This window comes from Tenacibaculum soleae (assembly GCF_030549005.1).
GTDB classification, from domain to species: domain Bacteria; phylum Bacteroidota; class Bacteroidia; order Flavobacteriales; family Flavobacteriaceae; genus Polaribacter; species Polaribacter soleae.
Genome location: NZ_JAUOSW010000003.1, coordinates 22587 through 41230 on the forward strand (window position 1 = coordinate 22587; position 18644 = coordinate 41230).

The window sequence follows — 18644 nt, forward strand, 5'->3', positions numbered from 1 at the left end:
TTTTATATTGAAATTCCTTTACTAACTTGCTTTATAATTGTTTTAGCAATTTTGTAATAATTAATATTTAGTTTGTTTATAGACATACTTCTATGTACATCACTCCCTTTAAGGTTTACATTTTTAAATTGATATCTAAATCCTTGAAGTTTGTCTGATTTTTTATTGATAACAGGATTTACTTTAATATTAAATTTTCCCATTTCTTTAATATAGTTTTGATACTTCTTAGGATGGAATGATTTAAAAGAAAGTTCATGTTTATTTTTAATAAACTTTCTAATATCCTTTACCTTTTCCAATTTTTGTTCTTTAACTTGTTTTACGGTTTGTAGTTGCATTTTTTCAGCAACTCTTTCCGCTGATTTTTGAGAACGCTTACCAATAAAACTATCGTTGTAAGCTTTTCCTTCAAAATCAATTCTGTTTACATACAAATGAATGTGTTTATGATTTTTGTCATTATGAACAAAAGCAATAGCCTGATGGTTTTCTAGTTTTAAGTCTTTAAGAAATTCATCAGTTATTTTATTTAAATCTTTTGAAGTTAATTTCTCACCATCTTCAATAGTTGGACTAATCACAAAACTGAATGTATTGCGCTCACAATTATCATTCATTGATTGTATTGTTTCAAATTCGTCTGTAATTTCTTTTGGAGTTTCTCCAGCTAAATTTTGTGTAAAAACTATTTCGGCATCTTTTTCTTGGTTCCAACCGTACTCAATAGATGCTTTTGTGTGTGATATTGATTTTCCTTTACCAATCATTTTTTGAAATTTTGGAGATGCTTTTTTATTTCATCAGCAGTTTGAAATACTTTTATATATAAATCGGGATGCTTAGTTTTAATTAAATTCCCAATAGACTTAAAATTGTTATGATATTTTACAAGCATTTTATATACGTCTATTTCCTCTTCAGTTAGTATTGATTTTGTTTCTTTTTCAAGACATACTTTTCTGCAATACTTGGCTGTGGTTAAACCAGCATTTTTAGCTTTAAGCTTTATAAGTTTCTTTTCAAAAGAAGTACATAAGAACTCTATTTTAATTCTATTCATATTTGAATTATCTTTTTGCGACCAAAGGGAGAAAAAAGCAAGATTGTGCAAAAAAATGTTTTGAAAAAACATGTTTTGTACACATCTTGATATGCTAATTAATCTTAATTTTTACTCCATTTATGTCTGTTAACTCAAATACCTCTATTAGGGATTTAAGATTTTTATTTTTCATATACATTTTTAAAAGCATATTGTTTGTTTTTGATGTTATTATTTTGGGTTTTTCTTGTATGCTTTTTAGAAAATAATCAGCAATATCAAATCCTTTTTCACGCTCAATTCTACTTCCTTTTTCTTCTAATAAATTTGATACTTGAATATCATATCCTTTTAATTTTAACTCATCACAAGTTGATTTCCATTTTGTATAAGGAGAGCCATTTACACTTTCAATACCTAAATCAGGATAGAGTATTATTTTTCTATTTTTTAACACTTCTATTTTCTTTTCATTTAATCCCCCAAGAGATCCTGATGCTAACCACAAATATTTTTCAAATAAAAGACTCATAATACAGGCTGTTTTTTCGGATTCTACAATTGCAATTGGCTTATCATATTTTGAAAGAAGATGTTCTCCGAAAAAACATTGAGAAAGATTAAATGAGTTGATTTCTCCTTTTTTTATTTTTAAAGAATGCCTCCAGTTAATGTATTTGGTTCTTTTACCTCGATTAGAGTACAGAATAATTTTTCCACCTCTAATTTTATTTTTAGAATCAATCTGCCAAAATATAGTTCCGTTATTCCAAGATGCAGCTGTTCCAATTTTGTAATCATTTAAAAGAGTTGAAACTTGCTCTAAATTAAATTTTGATTTAATGAATTGGATGAAATTATTTTTATCATAATAAGCAAGTGAATCGTTTAGTTCGTTTAAAGGATGAAAATCGGTCTCCTTAATTTCTAAAGGATGATTTTTATTTACAAGTGGTTTATAAGATATATTGTGGTTTTTGAAATATGTTTTAGGTGTTAAATGATAACCACAATTAATTTCTCTGTCACATCTACCAACTTTAGATGATAAATAATTGTCATTTTCAGTATCAATGTAAAGGACTAATTTGTTCTTTTTACACTGAGGACATTTATGCTTTATTGATTTTTTATGTAATGAATATTTATACATGTAGGTGATTTTACTTCATTTTCTGCACTTTTAATATATACTTAGGCTACAGCTCATTTTAGATTGCACTTTGGCTTCACTTTGATTGCATTTTCTGCATTTTAAAAATGTATAGATTTGCATTTTACGCACTAATTTTGCATTTTAAAAATGTGTTAATCTATTGGTTTTTAGTTAGATTTGATTTAAAGTGAAGAAAGTGCAGTATTTTCTATAGGTTTATCTTTTGATATTTCCCATGTGATACTTTTTTAAATAATTTAGAGTCTTTCAAATACGTGTAGAATTGCCTTTTACTAATTCTAGGTTTATTATTAATTTTCCTGCAAGCAATCTTTAAACCTTCACCAGTAGTAAATTCATCATCTAATTCATTAAGAATTGTTTTTTGCAACTCTGTTAAGGTTTCAACATATGCCTTTTTAATAATTTCTTGTCTAACCTTTATAGCATTGTTGTAGAAATAGTGAAAAAGTTTTATAGCTCCTTGAATTGCAAATAATTCAATTTTATCCAATGTATTTTTATTCGCTGCATGATGTATTGATTGTAAAATCAAGGCAAAACGAATAACGTATTGTTGAAGTTTAACTTCAATACTTCTTTCATATTCAAAAAGATAGTTTTCAGGTCTATTATTTTGCCAGTCAAATAGATGTTTTTTAGCTGTCTCTTCAATTGGAATCAAAAGAGGTTCATTTTGATCTATTGATGTCTCAATAAGATTTGAGATAATTGAATAGTAATTTTCTAATATTCGATCATCTACTTTATTGATATTCCATTTTAAAGTTTTTTGAATTTCTGGATATACAAATAATAGACGATCCATAAAGCCATTGGAGTTTCTACCATCTTTGGCAAAAGATTTTAAAACTGATATTTGTGTGCTTCCTATTACACCTATAAAAGGATCATTAATTCTAAAACTTTTACCTGATGCTCTATCGGTTGAGATTGTTGTACCACTCCAAAGACTTAAATAAGTTTCTGCTTCACCAGATGAATTGTATCGATTAAAGTTTTTAATCCATCCACTTAATTCATCTACGAATATGTAAAGTCCTTTTTTGTTATTAGAATGATGAAGAATTAAGGCTTCTGGCGTGTAATCATTAATAAGATATTTTTGTAAATAAGGTTTTATTAATGTGGTTTTAGGGGCAGATTTCAATTCTTCTTCATATTCTTTGAGTAACTTAGAATATTCATCAAATAATAGATTTTCTTTTATCTGAATAGGTTTTAGACAAAAATTTAAAGCATGTGATTTTGAGTCTCCAGGCCTACCAACAATTACAGTAAAAAGGTTCGCTTTTTCGTTCCAACCATTCTTTACATTAACTTTTAAAGAGTTTCCAATTGCAGAAGAGACTGCTGTTAAAATTCCAGCTCCTAAATAATCTAGAGCAAATTGATATTTATCATTTCCTTCATAAATGATTTCTTGAGTAATTTTTGGGAAAACATCAACAGGAAAAGGATTTTTATTATTGTGTGTCAATTGAGTAAAATCGTTTTCAAGGTCGATTTTATCAATATGAACAACTTTTGAGTTACTCATTTTTATGTGTAAGTTTTAAACCATATCTTTACAATAGGTAGTTAGTACTGTTTTTTTGAAAAAAAATATAAGCGTAGGGTAGGAGTCCTACGCTTTTCTTTTGTTTTTAAGTGTGTAGGAGAGAGCTCTTTTTTCTATGAGCGATTTGGATTGAGTTTCATTTTGTAATAACCAATTATCGAGTTTATCTTTATCGAAAAAGATAATTTTCCCATTGGGCTTACTGTGGGGAATAGCTCCTCCAGAGGTAAGTTTGTACATATAACTTCTCGATATACTTGTATAATCACAAGCTTCCTCAAAAGTTAATACAGTCTTATTATTTAATAGAAGTTTTTCAATTCTATCAAGTCGTTCATCTAAATGTAAATTGTCCATTGTCTTAATTTGTTTAAAGATTTATAATGAACAACTGCGCAGTTGTTTTTGTATTCTCTTTGTTAACTTATGACAAAGAAAGAAGGATAAAAAGAAAGTGTAATAAAAAATGAAATAATGATGTATTAATCATTTTTTAATGTTTTGAAAATGAATGTTTTGTGTGTTTGTAATGATTCCATTAATGTTTTTATTTTTTGATTTTGTTTATTAGAATCAATAGAATAACCTTTGTTAAATTCTCCAAAATGTTTTGAAAGTGTTTGTTTATCTATTTTTTTATTATTTGTATGGATGATTTTTTTACATTCATATATTGAAGCTATATCATCTTCTGTATAGTGATTCTTTTCAATGAGTTTAAAAAGTAATAAGGAAAGAGATTTAGTATTTTTTATTAATTTTAAATTACCTTTTATAGAAGATAGATTTAAGTCGATAAGGTTTTGTATATTTTCATTTGTAGTTGTTTTAAACCATGGTTTTAGAAAATCATAAAGTAATTGTTTCTGTTTTTTAGACATTTTTTTTAGATTACAAGTATTTAATTTTTCGTTAGTTTTTTTGTTGCTAGTTTTATAATGTAAGTCTTCAGTTATGTCTATTAAATTATTAACATGAGATTGTAAAAAGAGAAAATCATTTTTTAAAATTTCACTTTTTAAGCGATTAATTTCACTTTTTATTTTAGAACAATTGTAAACATCTTCATTTTCTCTTATGTATATTACACTCTGTTTAAAGTACTCTAACAAAATAGCATCATAGCTATTTTTTAGTTGAAAAGTAAGGTAATATTCGTTCAATCTTAGCTCTTTAAAAAGATTTTCTATTAAAAAATAGTTTAAATTGTCATTAGTCTTAAACTTGTTATACTCTTTATAAAATGAGACTCCTCCTGTAAAGTATCTTAATCTTGATTGAACAATTATATCAATATGTTCCTGAATTTGTTTGATTAAGTTATTATATATTTTTAAATATATTTCTTGCGGGTTACTTTGAAACATATTTCTCTCTAGTAAATTGTAGAATAATTGTTCTTCAAAAATTGAGTCAGAGAATTTATAAATTAAATTATTTATTGATTTATTTATAAATGATTTATTTTTAAAGGAATAAGATGAGTTTTTTACATTACTAAATGTATGATCTAAATAATGAATATCAGTGTGTTCCATTCTTACTATACTTTCTTTAAAATCGTAGTATAGAATTCTACTTTCCTCTTCTTTATCTATATTGATATGATTATAACTTATTTCTTTTTCTGCTTTTAACTTAAATTTATCTTTTAGAAGTTTTATCATAACTCAATATTTAATTTAGGAATTAGTGTAGCAGCCTCTTTCATTTTTTTATCAATAATTTTAGCGTAAATTTCTGTTGTACGAATTTCTTTATGACCTAATCTTTTAGATACTGTATAAATATCAGCTCCATTTTCTAGTAAAAGAACTGCATTCGTGTGTCTGCTGGAATGAAAGGTAATGTGTTTTGTGATACCAGCACTCATGCACCATTTAATTAAGTTAACGTTCATCTGAGCGCTATAGTGAAGATTAGTAAAAACTCTATCTTCAGGTTTTCTTCTTTCTCCTAAGAACTCTCTAGCTTGTGGAGATATATATAGATATTCTACTCCTTTGGTTTTCTTTTGTGAAAACACTATTCGATGTATAGCTTGACCATTATCATCTATTCCTTCGTCTCTAACTTCACTCCATTTCATTTTATTAATATCTGACCAACGAATACCAGTAAGGCATGAAAATAGAAATGCTTTTTTTAATACTATTTGCTTGATAGGTGTTTTTGAGAGCGATTGTACTTCATCTATAGTTAAATATTCCCTATGTGTTTCACCCATAGGAATAGCTCGAACTTTTTCGACATAATTTTCTTTTAAATAGCCTTCGTCAAATGCACTACGTAAACAAGCCTTAAATTTATTATAGTAAGTGTGTTTTGTATTTTGAGCTAATGGTTGACCAGCTTTTGTTTTTGCTTCAGTATGCAGGTGTTTTTGGAAGTCTTTAATGAAATCGATATCAATATCACTAAATGTGATAGAAGAGGAGCAAAAATTCTCTATATGTTTTTGGGCAGCTTCCCAATTATCGTAATTGGTTTCAGACTGATAACGCTCTTCTTTTTTTTCTTTATAGTATTCTAGAAAATTATATCTTTCTTTTGAATTATGTTGAATTTTGTATTTTCCTTGATAGTATTCAGCTTGTCTTATTGATAAGATTTTTTCGGCTAATTCTTGAGTTTCTTTATTTTCTAACTTTTCAGTTTTATTTTTAGGGTCTATGAATAAATACTGTTTTAGGTATTCAAATTTTCTATCATGTTTTGTTTTACCATTTTTATCAATGATAGTACCTTTGTAGTATTCTATAAAAAGACTATATTTTTCTGTTTTTAACTTTTTCTTTTTTAGTGATATTTTCATAAAGGTGGAATTAAATACACCTCTTTGTATTATTTAGATAACGAGGTGGAATATAGATTCCATAAATGTACTAAAAAAGGAAAGTATAAGAAAATATAAAGCCAATAAAATTAACTTAAAGTGTTGATTTTGTTGGTTTTGTTTCTTTTGGTTTCCTTTGTTTTCTTTTATTACTTTCCGATACAAAAATTACCGAAAATGTGACCAAGTATGTCTTTGTCAACATCATATTCACCAGTAATGTTTCCTAAATGGCGTAAACATTCACGGATATCGATAGAAAATAAATCGGTAGAAATTTCTAAATCAATTCCTTGTTGTACAGAAGTAATGGCTTGTAAAGCATTGTTTAAGGCTTCAAAATGACGAGAATTGGTAACAATAGTTTCATTATTACTTAAAGCTCCTGTGTTTACTAAAGAAGTTAATTCGGTTTTAAGTTCGTCGATACCCGTTTTTTGTTTTGCAGAAAGTAAGATTAGATTTTCAATTTCTGATTGTAAAACAGTAGTATCATGGCACGATAACGTATCAATTTTATTTGCGATAACTAACAAACGTTTATTAGGAAAACGTTCTTTAATAGTTTCAATTTCATTTAAAAATTCTTCGCTAGCGTAAGAAAATTTATTAGCATCAATTAAAAAGATAATCAACTGTGCATTTTCTGCTTTTTCATACGCTTTTTTTATACCTATATTCTCTACAACATCTTCTGTTTCACGAATACCAGCAGTATCAATAAATCGAAAAGCAACACCATCAATTATTAATTCATCTTCAATCGCATCTCTTGTAGTACCAGCAATGTCTGAAACAATGGCTTTTTCTTCGTTTAAAAGCGTATTTAATAAAGTAGATTTACCAACATTAGGTTCACCAATAATAGCAACTGGAATTCCATTTTTCATGGCATTTCCAAAGGCAAAAGAATCAATTAATCGTTTTAAAACAAAGGTGATTTTAGTAACTAATTCTTTAAACTTTGTTCTGTCAGCAAATTCTACATCCTCTCCCGAAAAATCTAATTCTAGTTCTATTAAAGCAGCAAAATCTAATAATTGTACTCGAAGTTCTTTTAGTTCATTCGTAATTCCACCACGCATTTGTTGAATAGCCATTTGATGACTAGCCGCAGAGTTTGAGGCTATGACATCGGCTACAGCTTCCGCTTGCGATAAATCCATTTTTCCATTTAAGAATGCGCGCATGGTAAATTCACCATTATCAGCCATTCTACAGCCATTTTTTAAAAACAATTGAATAATTTCTTGCTGAATAAAAACAGATCCATGACACGAAATTTCAACCACATTTTCACCGGTATAAGAACGTGGGTTTTTAAAAACAGATACTAATACTTCATCTAAAATAAGATTGTTATTTACAAGATGACCTAAATGAATTGTATGTGATTTTTGATTCAATAAAGATTTTGCATTGGTTACCGATTTAAAAAAACTATTAACAATGGTGATAGCATTTTTTCCAGAAAGTCTAATAACAGCAATAGCTCCAACACCTGATGGAGTTGCCATAGCAATAATTGTATCGTTTTGAATCATACTACAAAATTACCTAATATCAATTAAAATATCTCATTTATGATAAAGTAATTTTTGGTCAACAAAAGTAATAAGCTTATTTTTAAATATTTATTTGCGGTAAATCAAAAAAACATGAAATATTTTATTTCTTCTTAATACATACAAAGATTGTATCCGTATGTGAAAAAGAGTTTAGAATTAATTTAGTTTTTATTTTTTAATATATTTCACTAAAATATAGTGTATAAGGCGTTGAAAGATAGCTTTTGTTATTAATTGTAAAAAAGCGTAATTACAAATTTTTTGAATATGCTTTTATTAGAGGGTATTCTTTTTTAAAATATTCTTTAGGAGATTCAGACATAAATAGTTTAAAATCTTTTATAAAATGAGAATGATCATAATAGTTGTACATATAAATAAGATCGTTGATGGCAATTTTTTTATTTTCGTATTTACGCATTAGTTTTATAAATCGTATTAATCTAATATATTTTCCAGGAGTTAAACCAATAATTTTTTTAAATTTTACCTCTAAAGATTTTTGTGATAATGAAACAATCTTTAATAAATCAGTAACTTGTAACATTCCTTCTTTCTCTAAAATATAATCAATAGCAATGTCAATTCGATTAACATCTTTATCAATATGTAAATCTAATGAATCAATTAAATTGATTATTTTTTGAATTAAAACAGGTATGTCGTTTTCATAATCTAAAAATATAGGATTAAATTGATCAAATATTTTTTTATTTATGAGTTCTAATTGTGGATGTTTATTTGTTAATGAAGCTATATCAATGCCAAATATTTTGTATAGTGCTGTGGGATGTAAGTTAGCGCCAATATTATGACCTTTAAAATTTACTGAAAAGTTGTAGGTAGCATCATATTGACCTAATAGGGTAAGCCCTTTTATATTTGTTGTTTTATTATTATAAATAATGGTCTGTTTATCTCCATATATATACGCAATTGCAGGAAAGCCTGTTGGTATAATTATTGATTGAAAAGGAATTGTTTGAATATTAATACTAAAGAGGTTGTTTAAAAGACCTCTAGAGTCTTTTTTGTTAAAAAAAGTATATTCCATCTATTATTTTTATGTAAAAATAATAAGGTTATTGAAAAGGTTGTTACCAATATGTGTAATTAAACAAAAATACTTTATAGTTTGTATGAATAATGTAAAAAATCGTAAAAAGTAAATTTCTTATAAAAAGAAAAAGCAATCAATTAGTAATTGATTGCTTTTTTATTAATTTAAAGATTATTCTTCTTATTTAAAATCAATAATCCATTTTTTAGCATTTACAAAGGCTTCTAACCAAGGTGAAATTTCATCTTTTCTATTTGATGGATAATTAGCCCAGTTCCATTGAAAAGTAGAACGCTCAATATGAGGCATTGTTACTAAATGTCTTCCGGAATTATCACACATCATTGCGGTGTTAAAATCAGATCCGTTTGGATTATTTGGATATCCTTCATAACCATACTTAGCAACAATGTTATAGTTTTCTTCAGTTTCTGGTAAATTAAACTTTCCTTCACCATGAGAAATCCAAACACCTAATTCACTTCCAGCTAATGAAGATAACATAATAGAGTTGTTTTCTTGTATTTTAACTGAAGTAAATGAACTTTCGTGTTTTTTAGAATCGTTGTGTACTAATTTACCGTGTACTTTATGATTAGGATTTATTAAATCTAATTCCATCCATAATTGTGCCCCATTACAGATACCTACAGATAAAGTATCTTCACGTTTAAAGAAATTATTTAAAGCAGTATTGGCTTTTTCGTTGTATTTAAAAGCACCTGCCCATCCTTTCGCAGAACCTAAAACATCTGAGTTTGAAAAACCACCAACGGCACCAATAAACTGAATATCCTCTAAAGTTTCACGACCCGAAATTAAATCGGTCATGTGTACATCTTTTACATCAAAACCAGCTAAATACATGGCGTTTGCCATTTCACGCTCAGAATTTGAACCTTTTTCACGGATAATTGCTGCTTTTGGTCTTTTAGTAACCGATCCAACTGTATTAGCTAATTTACCTGTAAAGTGAGTAGGGAAGGTGTATTGTAAAGGTTGTGCTTTATAATTATCAAATCTATCTTTAGCTAAACCATTTGCAGTTTGTTTTTGATCTAATAAATATGACGTTTTATACCAAACATCTCTTATTTGAGCAACATCAAAAGAGAAGTTATCTTCGTTGTTTTTAATGGTTATTTTACCTGAATTATTTGCAGTACCAATAGTAAAGAACTCAATCTTGTTTTCTGATAAAATTGTTTCAACAGAAGCATCAGCTTGAAAAACAATTCCTGAATTTTCAGCAAATAAAACTTTTAAAGAATCTTCTTCGTTCAAGGTAGAAATATCAAAATCAGCTCCTAAATTAATATCAGCAAAACACATTTCTAATAAAGTAGTAATTAATCCACCAGAAGCAACATCATGCCCAGCAGAAATTTTATCAGCTTTAATTAAATTTTGAATTGTGTTAAAGGTATCTTTTACAAATTTAGAATTTTTTACATCAGGAGCATCGCTACCAATAGTATTTAAAACTTGATTAAAAGAACTTCCTCCTAATTTAAATTCGTCTTGAGAAATATTAATATAATAGATGTTTTCTCCTTTTTGTTGTAAAACAGGCTCAACAACTTTAGTAATTTCATTACAGTTAGCTGCAGCAGAAATGATAACAGTTCCTGGTGAAATTACTTCGTCATCTTTATATTTTTGTTTCATTGAAAGCGAATCTTTCCCGGTAGGAACATTGATTCCTAAATCAATAGAAAACTCAGAAATTGCTTTAACTGCTTTATATAAACGAGCATCTTCACCTTCATTTTTACAAGGCCACATCCAGTTTGCTGATAAAGAAACTGATGCTAAATTATCTTTTAAAGGTGCCCAAATAATATTTGTTAACGATTCGGTAATTGAATTTCTACTTCCTGCTTCTGGGTGAATTAAACCCGAAATAGGCGAGTGCCCAATTGAAGTAGCAATACCTTCTTTTCCGTTATAATCTAATGCCATAACTCCAACATTATTTAACGGAATTTGTAATGGTCCAACACATTGTTGTTTAGCAACTTTACCACCAACACAACGGTCTACTTTGTTGGTTAACCAATCTTTACAAGCAACAGCTTCTAACTGTAAAACTTGTTCTAAATAGATTTGTAAGTTTTTGGTTTTATATCTTGAATTTTTGTAATTTCTTACAACAGTTTTATCGGTTAAAACAGTTTTAGGAGAAGAACCAAACATGTCTTCTAAAGCTAAATCCATTGGTTTATCACCTTTATTTTCAGATTCAAAAGTAAAGCGGTCGTTTCCTGTAACATCACCAACCGTATACATTGGAGAACGCTCACGCTCAGCAATTTTTTGTAAAGTATCAATGTGTTTATCAGCAATTACTAATCCCATTCTTTCTTGAGATTCATTTCCGATAACCTCTTTAGCAGATAAAGTAGGATCACCAACAGGTAATTTATCTAGATTGATTTTACCACCAGTATCTTCAACTAATTCTGACAAACAATTTAAATGCCCACCAGCACCATGGTCATGAATAGAAACAATAAAGTTTTCATCACTTTCAACCATTCCACGAACAGCGTTTGCTGCACGTTTTTGCATTTCTGGATTAGAACGCTGTACTGCGTTTAATTCGATACCTGAAGCAAATTCACCAGTGTCTGCTGATGAAACTGCAGCCCCACCCATACCTATTCTATAATTTTCACCACCAAGAATAACGATTTTATCGCCTTCTTGTGGCGTGTCTTTTAATGCTTGGTCTGCTTTACCATAACCAATACCACCAGCTTGCATGATTACTTTGTCAAAACCTAATTTTCTAGGTTTTGCATCACTAGAAGCTGCATTTTCTTCGTGTTCAAAAGTTAAAACAGAACCTGTAATTAAAGGTTGCCCGAATTTATTACCAAAGTCAGAAGCTCCGTTTGATGCTTTTATTAAAATATCCATCGGAGTCTGGTATAACCAATCTCTAGCTTCAAATTTTTGTTCCCAAAGTCTATCTTTTTCTAATCTAGAATAAGAAGTCATATATACGGCTGTTCCTGCTAAGGGTAAAGATCCTTTACCACCAGCTAACCTATCACGAATTTCTCCTCCGGATCCTGTTGCCGCACCATTAAAAGGCTCAACAGTTGTAGGGAAGTTATGAGTTTCAGCCTTTAATGATATTACAGATTCGTATTCTTTTGTTTGGTAAAAATCAGGTTTATCAGCACTTTTAGGGGCAAATTGTTCTACTTTTGGACCTTTAACAAAAGCTACATTATCTTTATAGGCAGAAACAATATCGTTTGGATGTTGTTTTGATGTTTCTTTAATCAGCTTAAATAGGGAAGTAGGCATTTCTTCACCATCGATAACAAAAGTTCCATTAAATATTTTATGGCGGCAGTGTTCAGAATTTACTTGGCTAAATCCAAATACTTCAGAATCGGTTAGTTTTCTACCTATTTTAGTAGCAACACTTTCTAAATATTCAACTTCTTCATCGCTTAAAGCCAAACCTTCTTGTTTATTATATGCTGCGATATCTTCAATATTTAAAATAGGTTCAGGCTGAATATCAATAGTAAAAATCTCTTGATTTAGACTGTTGTATTTTTGAGAAATCATTGGGTCGAAAGAAGAAAAATCTTCAGAAACAGTTTCAAACTCTTCTATTCTGATAATATCAGAAATACCCATGTTTTGTGTTATTTCTACAGCATTTGTACTCCAAGGAGTAATCATTGCTGCTCTTGGGCCAATAAAAAAGACGTCTAAAGACGTCGCATTTATTTTAGGTTGGTTGCCAAATAACCAGGTAAGTTTTGAAATAGTTTCGGTAGATAATTCTTTTGTTGTCTGAACAGCAAATACTTTACTGTTTACGTTTCCAAAGAAATGAATCATTATGTTGTTGTGTTAGTGTTGTTTTATAGGGGGTAAATTTACTTATTTTGAATGAAATATCGGCATAAAAAAAGCAGCAATTTTGCTGCTTTTTTTTAATTATTATCTTCAGGAATTTTATTTATTTCTATTTTTCCTTTTTTCTGGGCTTTGTAATTTTCATAACAGTTTAAAACGGCTTCAATAATTTGGAGGTCACTTGCCTTTTTTATAAAATATTCAGAATAATTACAGTCAGATAGTAACTTAGTTAATTCTTGTCTATCCATTTCTAAGTATTCCATCATTACTTCTCTGTCAAATTTACCCGCTAGCATTTTACGTAAATCATCTTCCTTTTTTAACTTTTTAAGCTTTTTAAGTTGCTTAGGTTTTTTGCCAAATAAGTTATAAACTACATCTACAGGATTAAAAATTTTATCAACAATTGAGGTTCTTTTTTGGGGTTTACCAACTTCATAAGTTTGTGGTAATCCGTTAATATGAATTCTTGTAAAACGATCTTTAGGCACCTGTTTAACATCAACCTCTAAAACACCTATTAATTTTGTTGACTTAATAACAATTTCTTTAACATCTTCAGGTTTTTCTTCTAAAGATATAATAACCTCATTTCCTTTTAAAAGATCGTTAGTTACTTTTAATTTTATAGATGAAAACCCTATAAATGAAACTAGAACAGTATCGTTGACTTTTGATGTTAATTCAAAAACTCCATCTTCATTGGTAATTGTACCTGTAACAGAGTTTAAGTTTAAAATATGTGCAGCACTTAAAGGTTTTTTGTTGTCAGCTCTAATAACTTGTCCTTTTAGTTTTTGATTTTGAGCATACCCTAAAACAGTTATGAATAGAAATATAATGAGAGATAAATGTTTTTTTTTCATAATGTAAAAGTAGTAATTATTAAACTGCTATTAGTTAATAAAAATGTAAAAAGATGTTTAGAATAGCAATAATGAACAATAAAGAAATCTAGTTTTTAACAAGATTATTTTTTAAATAGTGCACGTAACAGGAGTTGAACCTGCACGTTCTTACGAACACAAGCCCCTCAAGCCTGCGCGTCTACCAATTCCGCCATACGTGCATAAATAAAAAAAAGCTAAGCAGATTGCTTAGCTTTTCGTGACCGGGCTGGGGCTCGAACCCAGGACCCTCTCCTTAAAAGGGAGATGCTCTACCAACTGAGCTACCAGGTCATTGCTTCTTTCTGAAAGCGGTTGCAAATATACAACAGTTCTTTAAATCTAAAAAACTTTTTTGTAATATTTTTTATTGATATTTGTAATCGTTTAATTATTAGTTTATGAAAATAGTATTGGTAGGGTATATGGCTAGTGGAAAATCTACAATTGGTAGATTATTATCACAAAAAGTGAACTTTTCTTTTATTGATTTAGATGATTACATTGAAAAAAAGGAAAAAATGACGGTATCTGAAATCTTTGAAAAGAAAGGTGAAATTTATTTTAGAAAAAAAGAACATTTATATTTAAAAGAACTAATGGTGTTAGATATGGATATTATTTTATCATTAGGAGGAGGAACTCCTTGCTATGCTGGTAATATGGATATAATTACAGAATCGAATAACACGAATGCTATATATTTAAAAACAAGTATTGCTACGATAGTTGAAAGATTGAAAAATGAAAAAAACCAAAGACCTTTAGTAGCTCGATTAAAAGAAGATGAATTAGTTGAATTTGTTGCCAAACACTTATTTGAAAGAAGTTACTTTTATAACAAATCAACACATAAATTAACCGTTGATAATAAAAATATTAATGAAATCGTTAATGAATTAATAAAAATATTAGGTTAAATAAACAACTGTTTCGTTATTTTTAAATTCTACAGTTACATGTTCTTTAATAGATGTAGAAAGTGAAATTCCTTTAAAATCTGCTTTTACAGGATATTTTTTATGATTTCTATTAACCAATACAGCAGTTTTAAATCGTTTTAAAGGAACGTCTAAAAAATGTTTGATAGCATAAATTAATGTAGTTCCCGAATTTAAAACATCATCAACCAAAACTAACGATTTATTTTCATATTCATTAACATTTAAAGATGTTGTGATTGATTTTATAGGATTTTTTTTGTCAATTAAAATTTTACATATTTTGATTTTTAAGGAAGAAATTTCTGATAAAATTTCAATTACTTTTTCAGCAAAAATGTATCCATTATCAGCAATTCCCGCAATTATAATTTCTTTTTCATCACTATTACTTTCGTAAATTTGAAAAGCAATACGACGAATTTTTTGTTCAACTTGTAAATTATTTAATATAATAGTATCTGAAACAGTCATTATTTTTATTTTTTTTTGATAAAGGTATTACAAATTAAGATTATTTTCTTCAAAATCACCACTATAATCATCAATATCTCGACGATCTTTTTTGGTAGGTCTTCCTGCTCCTTTTTTTCGGTAATAATCTTTTGAGTATTTCAATAGTTCAGTCCTTTCAAATTCTTCTTTTGGAGTTAGATCTTTTCTATATAAATCAACTAATTTTGCACCTACCCGGTTAGGTGGTATGTCTAAAACTTTTATTTTATAGTTAATTTGATTCTTTCTAATCGTTATTTCTTCATTCCCAAAAATATCCTTTGAGGGTTTTAAGTTTGAGCCATCAATTTTAACATGCCCTTTTTTACAAGCTTCAGTAGCTATGCTACGTGTTTTAAATAAACGAATACACCATAAATATTTATCGATTCTCATATAAAAAGTTAAAATTTATCTTTTAGTTTTTTACAAAGGTATAAAAATGGTAAATTGCGCGTTAAAATTTCGATATTAAATGATAAAATTTAAACATTTATTTTATACTATAGCAATAGCTACTATTTTATATTCTTGCGGAAGCGATAATAACAACAATACTGTAGATAACTTTGATCATGCTGCTCAAGCTCCTATTGATAATGATTCAATAGTGAATTTTTTGAAAAACAATTACTATGATACCGATAAAGATTCTGTTAAAGTAATTGATGCTGGTCAAACACCATCACTATGGGAAGAAAGAGAAGGAAATGAAGGAGGTGTTGATGTTAAACTTTATATAAAAGATGTTAAAGATAATGATGTAGATTATAAATTATATTATTATTTAAAAAAACAAGGTATTCCTGATGTTGATAAAGGCTATCCAAAAATGATGGATTCTGTATATGTAAAATATAAAGGGCAAATTATAATAAAAAAGGATAGTTTAAGTGTTGATTTTGAAAAAAATACCGCATGGTTTTCTTTAATTCAAGTGATTAAGGGATGGACATATGGTTTTCCTCATTTTAAAGGAGGTAATAATATAACATCTAATGGGCCGATAACATATGACAAAGGAGGTAAAGGAATCTTATTTATACCATCGGGTTTAGCATATAAAAATAGCGGTACGTTAAGTATTGCTGGTAATTCAAACTTAATGTTTACGTTTGAGTTATGGGATTTTGTTAAAGACACTGATGATGATCAAGATAATGTACCTTCTTACTCTGAAGATATTGATGGTGACGGAGATCCGAGAAATGATGATACCAATGGAAATAGAATACCTAACTATTTAGATACAGATGATGATGGAGATGGAGTTTTAACTAAAGATGAAGATGCAAACGGTGATGGTGATCCTAGAAATGATTTTAGCGACCCAAATAAACCTACTATTCCTGATTATTTGAATAGAGATATTAGAAAATAAAATATTTTAAGCATAAAAAAATCCGAAGTTTTGGCTTCGGATTTTTTTATGCTTAATTTTTAGTAGGATTAAAATCTATATGATAAACCAATAATAATTTGATTTACTCTCGTATCAAAAGTTGTTTTGTTTGATACGCCAAGAACATCTCTTGTAAAGTTAGATTCTGTATCAGAAAAGGCTCTTTCCCAACGAGCATCTATTCCTATTTTACCTATATCAATACCAAAACCTAATTGCATTCCTAGGGTAAAGCCATCCGATTTTACATCTTTAAGATCACTAATGCTAAAGTCTCCATCTATGACATACTGAAAAGTTGGTCCAGCAAAAATGCGCCCCATACCGAATACCTTTTTACCTAATAGTACAGGCACGTCTATTTTTCTAAATTCATAGCTTGTAACTACATTTTTTACAACAATTCCACCAATTCCAGAAGTTTGTGTTTTATATGTAACATCATTATTTAATTGAGTGTACACGAGTTCAGGTTGAATGTACAAACCAATAACAGGTATTTTTATTCTAGTCCATATACCAGCGTGAAAACCTGTTTTACTTTTTGCTCCACTAAAAATGTCACTACTTACGTTTGTAATAGATTTCGAATTATAATTTACCCCTCCTTTAATACCAAATTGTATTTGACTTTGACTCAATTGAACTCCTCCTATAAAAAGAAGTGTTAATAAAATTATTTTTTTCATTATATCTTATTTTAGACTACTATTAAAAACTTACTTTTTGTTAATTTATTGAGTGTTTAGCAAAAAAAAAGCATCATTTTTAAGTCAAAATGATGCTTTTTTTTATTTTTAAGTAAAATTATTTTCTTGAAATAACTTTTTCTACGGCTTTAATAATCGCCTTATCATTTAATTCATATTTTTCCATAAGTTGAGCTGGTGTTGCAGACTCTCCAAAACTGTCATTAACAGCTACAAATTCTTGAGGAGTAGGAGTGTTTGTTGCTAAACAACGAGCAACGCTTTCACCTAAACCTCCAAATTTATTATGCTCTTCAGCAGTTACTATACAGCCTGTTTTTGCTATAGATTTTAAGATGATATCTTCATCTAAAGGTTTAATGGTATGAATGTTTATTACTTCAGCAGTTATTCCTTTAGTTTCTAATTGTTCAGCAGCCTGTAAAGCTTCCCAAACTAAATGCCCTGTTGCCACAATTGTCACATCATTTCCTTCTGTAAGTTTTATTCCTTTACCTATCTCAAAAGGTTCATCAGTCATGAAAACTGGTACTTTAGGTCTACCAAAACGTAAATATACAGGTCCATCATAATCAGCGATAGCTAATGTTGCTGCTTTGGTTTGGCTGTAGTCACAAGTGTTTATTACTGTCATGCCCGGCAACATTTTCATCAATCCAATATCTTCTAAAATTTGATGAGTAGCCCCGTCTTCACCAAGAGTTAACCCTGCATGAGATGCACAAATTTTAACATTTTTATCTGAATAGGCTACTGATTGACGAATTTGATCGTATACACGACCTGTAGAGAAGTTTGCAAAAGTTCCTGTAAATGGAATTTTACCTCCAATAGTTAAACCTGCAGCAATACCAATCATATTTGCTTCAGCAATTCCTATTTGAAAGAAACGTTCGGGATGATTGTTTTTAAAATCTCCCATTTTTAAAGAACCTGTTAAATCTGCACATAATGCTACTACATTAGGGTTGGTTTTTCCTAATTCAGTTAAACCATCACCAAATCCAGATCTAGTGTCTTTTTTTTCGGTATACGTGTATTTTTTCATTAGTATTTGTTGTGTGTTGTAAGTGT

Annotated in this window: 17 protein-coding genes and 2 tRNA genes; 2 read left to right on the top strand and 17 right to left on the bottom strand. The window is 28.7% G+C overall.

Features of this window, described 5'->3' with window-relative positions:
• Nucleotides 1-2: 2 nt before the first annotated feature.
• The 13 genes from Q4586_RS04660 to Q4586_RS04720 form a co-directional block, all read right to left on the bottom strand.
• The gene (locus tag Q4586_RS04660) at nucleotides 3-770 is read right to left on the bottom strand and encodes a relaxase/mobilization nuclease domain-containing protein (RefSeq protein WP_303526787.1); all 768 of its coding nucleotides are present in this window, start codon (nucleotides 768-770) and stop codon (nucleotides 3-5) included.
• A complete protein-coding gene (locus tag Q4586_RS04665) occupies nucleotides 767-1063 on the bottom strand; it encodes a plasmid mobilization protein (protein ID WP_303526788.1) in 297 nt (98 codons plus the stop codon). Before Q4586_RS04665 ends, Q4586_RS04660 begins: the two co-directional genes overlap by 4 nt.
• Nucleotides 1064-1157: 94 nt before the next feature.
• Nucleotides 1158-2198, bottom strand: a complete 1041-nt coding sequence (locus Q4586_RS04670; protein ID WP_303526790.1) for a DUF6371 domain-containing protein — start codon at nucleotides 2196-2198, stop codon at nucleotides 1158-1160.
• 211 nt (nucleotides 2199-2409) lie between these two features.
• On the bottom strand, nucleotides 2410-3762 hold the full coding sequence (locus tag Q4586_RS04675) for a DUF3987 domain-containing protein (protein ID WP_303526792.1): 1353 nt from the start codon (nucleotides 3760-3762) through the stop codon (nucleotides 2410-2412).
• A gap of 87 nt (nucleotides 3763-3849) precedes the next feature.
• Nucleotides 3850-4140: a helix-turn-helix transcriptional regulator gene (locus Q4586_RS04680; protein ID WP_303526794.1), complete on the bottom strand. Its 291-nt coding sequence runs from the start codon at nucleotides 4138-4140 to the stop codon at nucleotides 3850-3852.
• A gap of 125 nt (nucleotides 4141-4265) precedes the next feature.
• Nucleotides 4266-5450 (bottom strand): hypothetical protein, encoded by a 1185-nt coding sequence (locus tag Q4586_RS04685; protein ID WP_303526795.1) that lies wholly within the window; start codon nucleotides 5448-5450, stop codon nucleotides 4266-4268.
• Nucleotides 5447-6598 (bottom strand): tyrosine-type recombinase/integrase, encoded by a 1152-nt coding sequence (locus tag Q4586_RS04690; protein ID WP_303526797.1) that lies wholly within the window; start codon nucleotides 6596-6598, stop codon nucleotides 5447-5449. The genes Q4586_RS04685 and Q4586_RS04690 overlap by 4 nt, the downstream gene beginning before the upstream one ends.
• Nucleotides 6599-6768: 170 nt before the next feature.
• Nucleotides 6769-8163: a tRNA uridine-5-carboxymethylaminomethyl(34) synthesis GTPase MnmE gene (mnmE, locus tag Q4586_RS04695; RefSeq protein ID WP_303526799.1), complete on the bottom strand. Its 1395-nt coding sequence runs from the start codon at nucleotides 8161-8163 to the stop codon at nucleotides 6769-6771.
• 274 nt (nucleotides 8164-8437) lie between these two features.
• A complete protein-coding gene (locus Q4586_RS04700; protein WP_068705263.1) occupies nucleotides 8438-9241 on the bottom strand; it encodes a helix-turn-helix domain-containing protein in 804 nt (267 codons plus the stop codon).
• A gap of 186 nt (nucleotides 9242-9427) precedes the next feature.
• Complete coding sequence (purL, locus tag Q4586_RS04705; protein ID WP_303526805.1) at nucleotides 9428-13114, bottom strand: phosphoribosylformylglycinamidine synthase; 3687 nt, start codon at nucleotides 13112-13114, stop codon at nucleotides 9428-9430.
• A gap of 95 nt (nucleotides 13115-13209) precedes the next feature.
• Nucleotides 13210-14001, bottom strand: coding sequence for a carboxypeptidase-like regulatory domain-containing protein (locus Q4586_RS04710; protein WP_068705266.1), 792 nt, complete (start codon nucleotides 13999-14001; stop codon nucleotides 13210-13212).
• Nucleotides 14002-14120: 119 nt separating this feature from the next.
• Nucleotides 14121-14204, bottom strand: a tRNA-Leu gene (locus Q4586_RS04715).
• 39 nt (nucleotides 14205-14243) lie between these two features.
• Nucleotides 14244-14316 (bottom strand) — tRNA-Lys (locus Q4586_RS04720).
• Nucleotides 14317-14423: 107 nt separating this feature from the next.
• On the opposite strand from Q4586_RS04720, the gene Q4586_RS04725 reads away from it, so the two are divergent.
• The gene (locus Q4586_RS04725; RefSeq protein WP_068705268.1) at nucleotides 14424-14942 is read left to right on the top strand and encodes a shikimate kinase; all 519 of its coding nucleotides are present in this window, start codon (nucleotides 14424-14426) and stop codon (nucleotides 14940-14942) included.
• Here Q4586_RS04725 and Q4586_RS04730 read toward each other — a convergent pair.
• Both Q4586_RS04730 and Q4586_RS04735 read right to left on the bottom strand, forming a co-directional pair.
• Nucleotides 14934-15437 carry a phosphoribosyltransferase domain-containing protein gene (locus Q4586_RS04730; RefSeq protein WP_068705269.1) on the bottom strand — a complete coding sequence of 168 codons (504 nt, stop codon included), beginning with the start codon at nucleotides 15435-15437 and terminating at the stop codon, nucleotides 14934-14936. The two genes, Q4586_RS04725 and Q4586_RS04730, sit on opposite strands and share 9 nt — an antisense overlap.
• 27 nt (nucleotides 15438-15464) lie before the next feature.
• Nucleotides 15465-15854, bottom strand: coding sequence for an RNA-binding S4 domain-containing protein (locus Q4586_RS04735; RefSeq protein WP_068705270.1), 390 nt, complete (start codon nucleotides 15852-15854; stop codon nucleotides 15465-15467).
• A 79-nt stretch (nucleotides 15855-15933) separates the two neighbouring features.
• Here Q4586_RS04735 and Q4586_RS04740 point away from each other — a divergent pair, with 79 nt between their 5' ends.
• Nucleotides 15934-16839 carry an FKBP-type peptidyl-prolyl cis-trans isomerase gene (locus Q4586_RS04740; protein ID WP_068705272.1) on the top strand — a complete coding sequence of 302 codons (906 nt, stop codon included), beginning with the start codon at nucleotides 15934-15936 and terminating at the stop codon, nucleotides 16837-16839.
• 68 nt (nucleotides 16840-16907) lie between these two features.
• Here Q4586_RS04740 and Q4586_RS04745 read toward each other — a convergent pair whose 3' ends face one another.
• A complete protein-coding gene (locus Q4586_RS04745) occupies nucleotides 16908-17549 on the bottom strand; it encodes an outer membrane beta-barrel protein (protein ID WP_303526810.1) in 642 nt (213 codons plus the stop codon).
• Between the two features lie 118 nt (nucleotides 17550-17667).
• Entirely contained in the window at nucleotides 17668-18618 is a 951-nt protein-coding gene (locus Q4586_RS04750) for a transketolase family protein (RefSeq protein WP_303526812.1), read from the bottom strand.
• Nucleotides 18619-18644: the final 26 nt, after the last annotated feature.

Excerpts from the sequence above, each read along its gene's own strand:
- Q4586_RS04660 (WP_303526787.1), bottom strand. The coding sequence starts at position 770 with ATGATTGGTAAAGGAAAATCAATATCACACACAAAAGCATCTATTGAG.
- Q4586_RS04665 (WP_303526788.1), bottom strand. The coding sequence starts at position 1,063 with ATGAATAGAATTAAAATAGAGTTCTTATGTACTTCTTTTGAAAAGAAA.
- Q4586_RS04670 (WP_303526790.1), bottom strand. The coding sequence starts at position 2,198 with ATGTATAAATATTCATTACATAAAAAATCAATAAAGCATAAATGTCCT.
- Q4586_RS04675 (WP_303526792.1), bottom strand. The coding sequence starts at position 3,762 with ATGAGTAACTCAAAAGTTGTTCATATTGATAAAATCGACCTTGAAAAC.
- Q4586_RS04680 (WP_303526794.1), bottom strand. The coding sequence starts at position 4,140 with ATGGACAATTTACATTTAGATGAACGACTTGATAGAATTGAAAAACTT.
- Q4586_RS04685 (WP_303526795.1), bottom strand. The coding sequence starts at position 5,450 with ATGATAAAACTTCTAAAAGATAAATTTAAGTTAAAAGCAGAAAAAGAA.
- Q4586_RS04690 (WP_303526797.1), bottom strand. The coding sequence starts at position 6,598 with ATGAAAATATCACTAAAAAAGAAAAAGTTAAAAACAGAAAAATATAGT.
- mnmE (WP_303526799.1), bottom strand. The coding sequence starts at position 8,163 with ATGATTCAAAACGATACAATTATTGCTATGGCAACTCCATCAGGTGTT.
- Q4586_RS04700 (WP_068705263.1), bottom strand. The coding sequence starts at position 9,241 with ATGGAATATACTTTTTTTAACAAAAAAGACTCTAGAGGTCTTTTAAAC.
- purL (WP_303526805.1), bottom strand. The coding sequence starts at position 13,114 with ATGATTCATTTCTTTGGAAACGTAAACAGTAAAGTATTTGCTGTTCAG.
- Q4586_RS04710 (WP_068705266.1), bottom strand. The coding sequence starts at position 14,001 with ATGAAAAAAAAACATTTATCTCTCATTATATTTCTATTCATAACTGTT.
- Q4586_RS04725 (WP_068705268.1), top strand. The coding sequence starts at position 14,424 with ATGAAAATAGTATTGGTAGGGTATATGGCTAGTGGAAAATCTACAATT.
- Q4586_RS04730 (WP_068705269.1), bottom strand. The coding sequence starts at position 15,437 with ATGACTGTTTCAGATACTATTATATTAAATAATTTACAAGTTGAACAA.
- Q4586_RS04735 (WP_068705270.1), bottom strand. The coding sequence starts at position 15,854 with ATGAGAATCGATAAATATTTATGGTGTATTCGTTTATTTAAAACACGT.
- Q4586_RS04740 (WP_068705272.1), top strand. The coding sequence starts at position 15,934 with ATGATAAAATTTAAACATTTATTTTATACTATAGCAATAGCTACTATT.
- Q4586_RS04745 (WP_303526810.1), bottom strand. The coding sequence starts at position 17,549 with ATGAAAAAAATAATTTTATTAACACTTCTTTTTATAGGAGGAGTTCAA.
- Q4586_RS04750 (WP_303526812.1), bottom strand. The coding sequence starts at position 18,618 with ATGAAAAAATACACGTATACCGAAAAAAAAGACACTAGATCTGGATTT.